The sequence below is a fragment of the Streptomyces sp. NPDC005141 genome (genome assembly GCF_053599975.1).
The window spans coordinates 1-8,876 of the sequence record NZ_JBSFYW010000122.1 but is presented as its reverse complement, the minus strand read 5'-3'; the positions used below and the strand labels follow the sequence as shown (position 1 = coordinate 8,876).

Here is an 8,876-nt window from a genome sequence, read left to right as displayed (position 1 = left end):
GATCGAGAGCCAAGACAGCACCTGCACCTCCACGCTTTGCTGTGTCAGACCGGGCTGGTTGCAACCCGGTCGGTGTTGATCGCGGAAGACCTGCCGGGTCGCTGACCCGCAGGCAGCGTGAGCCAGGAATCCCCCTGCTTTAGCTGGGGGAGGATTCAACCGAGCCGCCTTGACCTAGCAGGGCTCCGGGGCTCCCGGCTCGTACAGCGGCGGGCGGGACTGACGAAGCCGGGATCCGTGCGGTCCAGCGCCGGGCCCCGAGGCAGTTGCTTCGGTCGAGCGTTGCCAGCTGCTTCGTTCGCCTTTCAGGCGGGAGCACAGGCAGGCCAGGTCGAACCGGATGATGCTAGGGGGTGCCTTATGGGTCGTCGCGAGCCGGAGGGCCGTCGGCCACCCCGGCTCCGGGGTCTTCGTCGGCGTCCTCCGCCGTACGCTTGCGCGCGGCGCGGTGCACAGCCTCTTTGAGGCTCCTGGGCGGCTGCTGCGCGAGCGCGGCCATACGCCGTCGCAGCTCATCGGCCTCGGACTTCCGCTGCTGCTCCCGGGCTGTTTCCGTGTTCTCGTCCCGGGCCATGGCCTGGGTCTGGTCCCTAGCCGTGTCGTTGCCCTTGTCCTTGGCATCCATCGCGACCTCCCCGGGTCGACTGGCGGAAGGCTCTGTCAGCCATTGTCCTCCTCGCCGCCCTCCCAGGCATCGGCCAGCGGGTCCCCGCTCTTGAGCCGGTCGATCTGACGTCGCCACGCCTCAGCGCGGGCCCGCGTGGAGTCCTTGGCTCGCGCGGTGAGCTCGCGGGCGGCGGCGAAGCGCTCGGATTCCGGAGCGGTGTCGGCGATGCGACTGACCGTTTTGGTTCTGGCGTCGACGGCCGCGCGGATCGACGCGCCGGTGAGACGTCCGAGCTTGCGGAATTTCGGCCGGTCGCCGGAGAACCAGGTCTGCTGCCACCACTCGTCGGAGACCGGATCACGCCAGCTGATGTAACCGCCGCGCAGGATCTGGCGCGGTTGTGTGATGTGTCCGCCGAAGCTGTAGCGGACGCCGTCGACGGGGACGGGGTCGTAGAAGCGCGGGGTGAAGAAGTCGGACACGAGCAGGCCGTTGACGGTGTAGCCGAATTCGGCGGCTTCCGAGGGATCGGCGACCTCGACGAGGAATTCGACCACACCCTGGTCAGGGTTCGGGGACTTGCCCGCCACCAGGCGATTCCCCATCGGGTCGGCGAGCATTTCGAGCATCTCGTGGCTCGCGGTCAGCGACCAGCTGTCGCTGAACTCAATCAGGGAGAACGGCTGGCCGTTCTCGTCCACGTGGAACCCGGCGGCGTCGGGAACGTCGTCGACCACGATCATCGGCCAGTAGCCGACGGGCACGTCCTCCAGGGTGTCGAAGGCGTCCACGGTCGCATTGACCTGCCAGATGGGCCCGAAGTCACGGGTGGCCTGCTTCTGCAGCGCGGCGGACACCCGGTTCAACCGCGAGGGGCTGATCTGCGTGTTCTCGGTGAGAGAGACAAGGGCAAGATGGGTGATCAACATACTGGCACTGTGCCGACCACACAGCCGGACCCAGCGAAGGCGCACCTGGCCGCAAGGACCGGCTCACCCGGACGGGCCGCTGACCGCCGCGGCAGCTCGCGCGCACGGTCCGCAGCAGGCCCTTGCTGTAGGAGAAGTCCTCGGCGTCGTGGAGGGTTTGGATGTACGTCATCATCCGCTGGTAGGCAAGGGTCTCCTCCCGGTTCTCCTCCGAGATGTCGACCTCGCTCTCACCTTCCATGAGGTCCTCGACGTCGACGGTTGCCACCTTGAAGCCCTCAATGGAATTCGAGGCAGCCACGGCATCCGCGGTCAGGAACTTCCGCAGGCCGGCCGTCCGCTTCGTCGACGAGGTCCGCACGCTGTGCCTCAGCGTCTCGCGCATCTGGTCGATCTGGTCGAGGACCTGGCGATCCGTCTCGGTGAGATCCGGCGTAGGGAAGAGCATCACCGAACGATGCAATGCTCGCAATCATTGCGTCAAACACATAGGCCCCTGCTGACTGAGCGTGGAGGCTGCAACCCTCACGTCGCAGCGCTGGCCCGCCGGCCACGGCCGGGCCTGCGCCCTGCGCACCAGCGTTTTGGGCGTCCGGCTGTCCGGGAGTTCATGGATCCCGCGACCGGTCCTCGACCGGTGGTCCACCACGCCACTCGAAAATTTCCGGCATGCGGTGAGGTGAGAGCACCTCCGTTCGGCGTGAGGAGTGCGTGATGCGCAAAGTCGTTTCCCGGGACGGCACCACGATCGCTTACGAGAAGACGGGTGAGGGCCCGCCGATCGTGCTGCTCAACGGCGCTTTCCGCGATCACACGATCTTCGACGCGCTCGTTCCCGAGCTGGCGCCGCACTGCACCACCTACGTCTACGACCGGCGCGGGCGCGGCGAGAGCGGCGACTCCCCCGCGTACGCCGTCCAGCGGGAGGTCGAGGACCTGGAGGCGGTGATCGAGGAAGCCGGCGGCTCGGCCGTGGTGTTCGCCGGGTCCACGGGCGCCAACCTGGCGATCGAGGCGGCCCTGGGCGGCGTGCCGATCACGAGGCTGGCGCTGCATGAGCCGTTCTTCCGTGTCGGGGGATTTCCCCGGCCGCCGTGGAACATCACCAAGACGCTGCGGGTGCTCCTGGAGGAGGACCGGCGCGAGGAGGCCGTGGAGTACTTCCTCGGCAGCTTCCTGGGACTGACGCCCGACAATGTCGCGGAGTGGCGCCGGGGCCCGATCTGGGCGGTGAACGAGGCGAACGCCCACACCCTCGTCTACGACACCGAGATCTGCGGCGACCACCGCGTCCCGGCCGAGCGGCTGGCCGGGTACCGGACGCCGGCCCTGGTCCTCAACAGCGACCACACCAGCGACTGGCTGCGGGCCGCGGCGCAGGCGACCGCGGCGGCGCTGCCCGAGGGCCGGGGGCTCGAACTGCCCGGTTCCTGGCACCGGATCGACATGGACGTGCTGGGCCGCACCCTGGCCGAGTTCGCCACCTCCTGAGGGGCCCGCATCCGGCTTCGACCCGTTCGTCGTTCGACCCGTTCGTCGTTCGTGTTCCCATCTCACTTTCGGGAGAACATCGGTGACTACAGCTGACGCCCCGGCCGCCGAGGTCACCGCGGTGGCCCTGTCCGCGCACGGCCCTGGTGAGCGCGGTGCCACGGTGTGGCTGACCGGGCTGCCCAGCGCGGGCAAGACCACCCTGGCCCGTGCGCTGGCCGGACGCCTGCGTGCCGCCGGGCGCAGGGTCGAGGTGCTCGACGGTGACGAGGTCCGCGCCCATTTGTCCCGGGGGCTGGGGTTCGGCCGGGAGGACCGGCACACGAATGTGACGCGGATCGGGTTCGTGGCGCAGAAGCTGGCCTCTCACGGGGTGCTGGTGCTGGCGCCGGTCATCGCGCCGTACGCCGCCTCGCGTGGCGCCGTACGGCAGCAGCATGCCGCCGGTGGCACACGGTTCCTGGAGGTCCATGTCGCCACGCCCGTCGAGCTGTGCTGCGAGCGGGATGTGAAGGGCCTGTACGCGCGGCAGGCCGCGGGTGAGATCTCGGGGCTGACCGGCGTGGACGACCCGTACGAGGCGCCGGTGCACCCGGAGTTGCGTATTCAGACACGGCACCGGTCGGTGGCCGAGTCCGCCGCCGAGCTGCATGCCTTCCTGGCCGAGAGGGGTCTTGCATGATGCCCGCGAACCAGCCTGTGGTCGAGGTGGAGAAGGACGCCTTCGCACTGTCGCATCTGGACGTGCTGGAGGCGGAGGCGGTGCATGTCCTTCGGGAGGTGGCCGGTGAGTTCGAGCGGCCGGTGATCCTGTTCTCCGGCGGTAAGGACTCCATCGTCATGCTGCACCTGGCGCTGAAGGCGTTCTGGCCGGCGCCGGTTCCCTTCGTGCTGCTGCATGTCGACACCGGGCACAATTTTCCCGAGGTCATCGAGCACCGCGACCGCGTGGTCGCGGCGCACGGTCTGCGGCTGCATGTCGCCCGTGTGCAGGACTTCATCGACGACGGCCGGCTGCGTGAGCGTGCGGACGGCACCCGCAACCCGCTGCAGACGGTGCCGCTGCTGGACGCCATCGACTCGCACCGCTTCGACGCGGTGTTCGGCGGGGGCCGCCGGGACGAGGAGAAGGCCCGCGCCAAGGAGCGCGTCTTCTCGGTGCGCGACGAGTTCGGTGCCTGGGATCCGCGGCGCCAGCGCCCCGAGCTGTGGTCGCTGTACAACGGCCGGCACGCTCCGGGCGAGCATGTGCGGGTCTTCCCGCTGTCCAACTGGACCGAGCTGGACGTGTGGCAGTACATCGAGCGCGAGGACATCGCCCTGCCGGAGATCTACTACGCCCACAAGCGCCAGGTGTTCAGCCGGGGCGGCATGTGGCTGGCCGCCGGCGACTGGGGCGGCCCCGGGGAGCACGAACAGTCCCAGTGGCGGCTGGTGCGCTACCGCACGGTCGGCGACATGTCCTGCACCGGCGCCGTCGACTCCGATGCCGCGACCAACGCGGACATCATCGCCGAGATCGCCGCCAGCACGGTGACCGAGCGGGGTGCGACCCGCGCCGACGACCGGCTGTCCGAGGCCGCCATGGAGGACCGCAAGCGCGAGGGGTACTTCTAGCCATGACCACCGCTTCCCGTACCGCCGCCACCTCGCTGCTGCGGTTCGCCACCGCCGGATCCGTCGACGACGGCAAGTCCACGCTGGTGGGCCGGCTGCTGCACGACTCCAAGTCGGTGCTCGCCGACCAGCTGGCGGCCGTCGAGCGCGTCTCGGCGAGCCGCGGGCAGGACGCGCCCGATCTGGCGCTGCTGACCGACGGCCTGCGCGCCGAGCGCGAGCAGGGCATCACCATCGACGTCGCCTACCGCTACTTCGCCACCGCCCGGCGGCGGTTCGTCCTCGCCGACACCCCCGGGCATGTGCAGTACACCCGCAACATGGTCACCGGCGCCTCCACCGCCGAGCTCGCCGTCGTCCTGGTCGACGCCCGCAACGGCGTGGTGGAGCAGACCCGCCGCCATGCGGCCGTCGCCGCGCTGCTGCGCGTCCCGCATGTGGTGCTGGCCGTCAACAAGATGGACCTCGTCGCGTACGAGGAGTCCGTCTTCGCCGCCATCGCCGCGGAGTTCACCTCCTACGCGGCCGGCCTGGGCATCGAGCACGTGGTGGTGATCCCGGTCTCCGCGCTGGCCGGGGACAACGTGGTCCGGCCCTCCGCCCGGATGGCCTGGTACGGCGGACCGACCCTGCTGGAGCACCTGGAGAGCGTCCCGGTCGGCAGCGACCCGAGCCGGGAGCCGGCACGCTTCCCGGTCCAGTACGTGATCCGCCCCCAGCGCGGCGAGCATCACGACTACCGCGGCTACGCGGGCCAGCTGGCGTCCGGCGTGCTGCGGGTCGGGGACCGGGTGACGGTGCTGGCGTCCGGGCGCACCAGCACCATCGCGGCCATCGACGTGCTCGGCGAGGAACGGGAGATCGCCTGGGCGCCCCAGTCGGTGACCGTCCGCCTCGCCGACGACCTCGACGTCTCGCGCGGTGACCTGATCGCGGCCCGGGGCCGGGGCCCGCGGCTCACCCGGGACGTCGGGGCGTACGTCTGCCACCTCAGCGAGCGTGAGCTGCGCACCGGCGCCAGGGTGCTGCTCAAGCACACCACCCGCACGGTCCGCGCGGTGGTCAAGGACATCTCGTACCGGATCGACATCGACACGCTGCAGCAGCGCCGCGGCGTGACGTCCTTGCAGGTCAACGACATCGGCCATGTGGTGCTGCGCACCGCCGAGCCGCTGGCTCTGGACAGGTACACCGCCAACCGCCGCACCGGCTCGTTCCTGCTGATCGACCCGGCCGACGGCACGACCCTCACCGCCGGCATGGCGGGCGAGGCCTTCGCGAGCGCGGGCGCCGACGAGGGCCCGCGACGAGAGCGGACGGGGTCCGATGCCCGCTGAAGCCGAACGCATCAGGAGTGAGATCAAATGAGCTGGAGTTCCGCCTCGCGCCGCATCGCCGTCGTGGGAGCCGGTGCGGCAGGAACGCTGACGGTGGTTCAGCTGCTGCGCCAGGCCGAGAGAGGTGGTCGGGCGGTCGAGATATGGCTGGTCGACCCGGCCGAGGCGGCCGGCCCCGGTGTCGCCTACGGAACGGCTGATCCGCGTCATCTGCTGAATGTGCCGGCCGGCAAGATGAGCGCCTTTCCCGACGATCCCGGGCACTTCCTGCGCTGGCTCACCGGCCGGAACCCGCACGCCGCCGCCGGGGAGTTCGTGCCCCGCCAGGAGTACGGGCGGTATCTGGCCGGGGTGCTCGAGCAGAGTGTCCGGGAATGCCGGCGCGGGCGCCTGCACCGGGTGCGCGAGAGGGTCGTCGCCGCACGCGAGCAGGGGGCCGGGATGGCGCTGCGGCTCGCCGGCGGGGACGAGCTGCGGGTGGACGCGGCCGTGCTCGCGCTGGGCAATTTCCGCCCGGGCCAGGACTGGGCCGGCACCGAACTGCGGGCCTCAAGGCACTTCGTCGCCGATCCCTGGGCGCCGGGCGCGCTGGACGCCCTGGCCCGGGCGGGCGACGTACTGCTGGTCGGCACGGGTCTGACCATGGCCGATGTGGCCCTCACGCTGGCCCGCCCGGACCGGGTGGTGCACGCGGTGTCCCGGCACGGGCTGGTCCCCCAGGAACATCTGGCCGACCCCGCCCCGCCCGCCGAGCCGCCGCGCCTGGACGGCTCGCACGGGCTGGAAGCGCTGCGCCGGGACGTGCGCCGGCACCTGGCCGCGACCCGGCGTGCCTGCGGCGACTGGCGGCCCGGCATGGACGGGCTGCGTGCGGTCACGGCAGGGCTGTGGCAGCAGTTGTCGGCGGCCGACCGGACGCGCTTTCTCACCGAGGATCTGCGGGCCTGGGAAGTGCACCGGCACCGCATCGCCCCCCGGACGGCGGCCACGATCCGCGCACTGCGGGCCTCGGGCCGGCTGCTCACCGGCGCCGCGGAGGTGGTCTACGCGGTGCCGCACGACGGTGTGGTGGTGGTGCGGCTGAGCGACGGCCGGACGCTGCGGGTCGGCGCGGTCGTCAACTGCACCGGGGCGCAGACGGACCTGCGGCGTACGGGCGATCCGCTGGTGCGCTGCGTACTGGAGCGCGGCTACGCCCGCACCGGTCCCGCCGGCCTGGGGTTCGACACCTCGGGTGACGGGCGGCTGCTGCCGGCGGACGGCGGTGCGGCGCTGCGGCTGTGGACGATCGGGGCCGCACGGCGCGGGAACCTGCTGGAGAGCACGGCGATCCCGGAGATCCGCGCGCAGGCCGCGCAGGTCGCCGACCGGGTGCTCGCGGCGCTCGCCGGCCGCCGGGTGTCCGGGCCGCGGGACCGCTACGGCCTGCGGCTGAGCACGGGCGCCGAGGCGGCACAGCTGTACGGGCAGGCGCTGGAACGGATTCTGGCGGGCCGCACCGGCGCGGCGGCGCTGCTGGGTGAGGCGGTCGGCGTCGACCCGGGGTTCGCCGTCGGTCATGCGGCGCTGGCGCTGCTCGGCCACGAGTGCGGGGGCGCGGTGGACGTGCCCGCGGCGCTCGCGTCCGCCCACCGGGCCGCGTCCCGCCGGGCGGATGAGCGGGAGCGCAGCCTGGTGGCGGCGGTGGACGCCCGGCTGCGCGGCACCGAGGAGCAGGGCAAGGCGGCGCTGCTGGGTCATATCGCCGCCCATCCGCGCGACGCGCTGGCGGTGAGCGCGGCGGTGCCGACCGTCTCCTTCAACGGTGTCACCGGCGCCGAGGAGGCCTGGGCGCTGGTCGAGGGACTGTCCGGCGTCTACGGGCAGGACTGGTGGTATCTGGGGCAGCTGGCCTTCGTCCGCCAGGAGCAGGAGCGCTGGCAGGAGGCCGACGCGCTGGCCGTGCGGGCGCTGGCCGCGCATCCCGCGGCCGGTCATGCCGTCCATGCCCGGGCGCATGTCTTCTACGAGACCGGTGAGCACCGTGCCGGTCTGGCCTGGCTGGAGGAGTGGATGGGCCGGCACGGGGCCGGGGCGGGTCACCTCTCCCATCTGTCCTGGCATGCCGCGCTGCACGAACTGACCTTGGAGGACCGTGGGGCGCTGCTGCGCCGCTACGACCGGGAACTGGTCGCCTCGCGGGTCAGCGGAGGGCGGCTGCTGGTCGACTCGGCCTCGTTGCTGTGGCGGGCGCGGATGACGGGCAGCTGGAGCGGCCGGCTGCCGCTCGCGGAGCTGCTGGAGGCGGCTCCCCGGGACTGGCTGGAGGCGCCCGCGACGGGGTTCGCCGCTCTGCACGCCGCGCTGGCCTGGGCCGCGGCCGGCGATCTCGAGGGGCTGGGGCGGCTGCGGGCGCACGCGCTGGCGGACGGCCGGGAGGTGTTCGCGCTGGTGATCGTGCCGTTGTGCGATGCGCTGGCGGCGGTGGTCCGCCGGAACTGGCCCCAAGCGGTGCTGCGGCTGGGGCCGTTGCTGCCGCTGGTCGCCCGGGTGGGGGCCAGCAGGGCCCAGCACGAGGTGGTGGAGGAGACCCTGCTGCACGCCCTGATCTCGGGTGGCGCGTACGAGCGGGCGGCCGGGCTGCTCGCGGCCCGGCTGGACCGCCGTCCCTCGCCGCTCGACCGGCGGCGGCTGAACGCGCTGGGCGGTCCGTCCGCGCCGCGCGGCCGGGCAACAGCCCTGTCGGCTCGGTGAGTTGAGGCTTCCCGTTGAATCCTCCCCCAGCTAAAGCAGGGGGATTCCTGGCTCACGCTGCCTGCGGGTCAGCGACCCGGCAGGTCTTCCGCGATCAACACCATCCGGGTTGAAACCGGCCCGGTTTGATACAGCAAAGCGTGGAGGTGCGTGTGCTGTCTT

Annotated in this window: 8 protein-coding genes; 5 read left to right on the top strand and 3 right to left on the bottom strand. The window is 71.8% G+C overall.

The window, feature by feature from the left end; genetic code table 11:
- Positions 1–358 precede the first annotated feature (358 nt).
- The 3 genes from ACWD68_RS41060 to ACWD68_RS41050 are packed head-to-tail and all read right to left on the bottom strand — an operon-like array spanning position 359 to position 1,984.
- Positions 359–625, bottom strand: a complete 267-nt coding sequence (locus ACWD68_RS41060; RefSeq protein WP_451811577.1) for a hypothetical protein — start codon at positions 623–625, stop codon at positions 359–361.
- A gap of 35 nt (positions 626–660) precedes the next feature.
- Positions 661–1,536, bottom strand: a complete 876-nt coding sequence (locus ACWD68_RS41055; RefSeq protein ID WP_451811576.1) for a hypothetical protein — start codon at positions 1,534–1,536, stop codon at positions 661–663.
- Positions 1,430–1,984 (bottom strand): hypothetical protein, encoded by a 555-nt coding sequence (locus ACWD68_RS41050; RefSeq protein ID WP_451811575.1) that lies wholly within the window; start codon positions 1,982–1,984, stop codon positions 1,430–1,432. The genes ACWD68_RS41055 and ACWD68_RS41050 overlap by 107 nt, the downstream gene beginning before the upstream one ends.
- A 266-nt stretch (positions 1,985–2,250) precedes the next feature.
- Here ACWD68_RS41050 and ACWD68_RS41045 point away from each other — a divergent pair, with 266 nt between their 5' ends.
- The 5 genes from ACWD68_RS41045 to ACWD68_RS41025 all read left to right on the top strand — a co-directional run bounded on the left by ACWD68_RS41045 (position 2,251) and on the right by ACWD68_RS41025 (position 8,714).
- Positions 2,251–3,027: an alpha/beta fold hydrolase gene (locus ACWD68_RS41045; protein ID WP_451811574.1), complete on the top strand. Its 777-nt coding sequence runs from the start codon at positions 2,251–2,253 to the stop codon at positions 3,025–3,027.
- Between the two features lie 121 nt (positions 3,028–3,148).
- A complete protein-coding gene (gene cysC / locus ACWD68_RS41040; RefSeq protein ID WP_451811579.1) occupies positions 3,149–3,709 on the top strand; it encodes an adenylyl-sulfate kinase in 561 nt (186 codons plus the stop codon).
- The gene (cysD, locus tag ACWD68_RS41035; RefSeq protein ID WP_451811578.1) at positions 3,709–4,644 is read left to right on the top strand and encodes a sulfate adenylyltransferase subunit CysD; all 936 of its coding nucleotides are present in this window, start codon (positions 3,709–3,711) and stop codon (positions 4,642–4,644) included. Before cysC ends, cysD begins: the two co-directional genes overlap by 1 nt.
- Before the next feature lie 2 nt (positions 4,645–4,646).
- Positions 4,647–5,981, top strand: coding sequence for a sulfate adenylyltransferase subunit 1 (locus tag ACWD68_RS41030; RefSeq protein ID WP_451811573.1), 1,335 nt, complete (start codon positions 4,647–4,649; stop codon positions 5,979–5,981).
- 27 nt (positions 5,982–6,008) lie between these two features.
- Entirely contained in the window at positions 6,009–8,714 is a 2,706-nt protein-coding gene (locus ACWD68_RS41025) for an FAD/NAD(P)-binding protein (protein ID WP_451811572.1), read from the top strand.
- Positions 8,715–8,876: the final 162 nt, after the last annotated feature.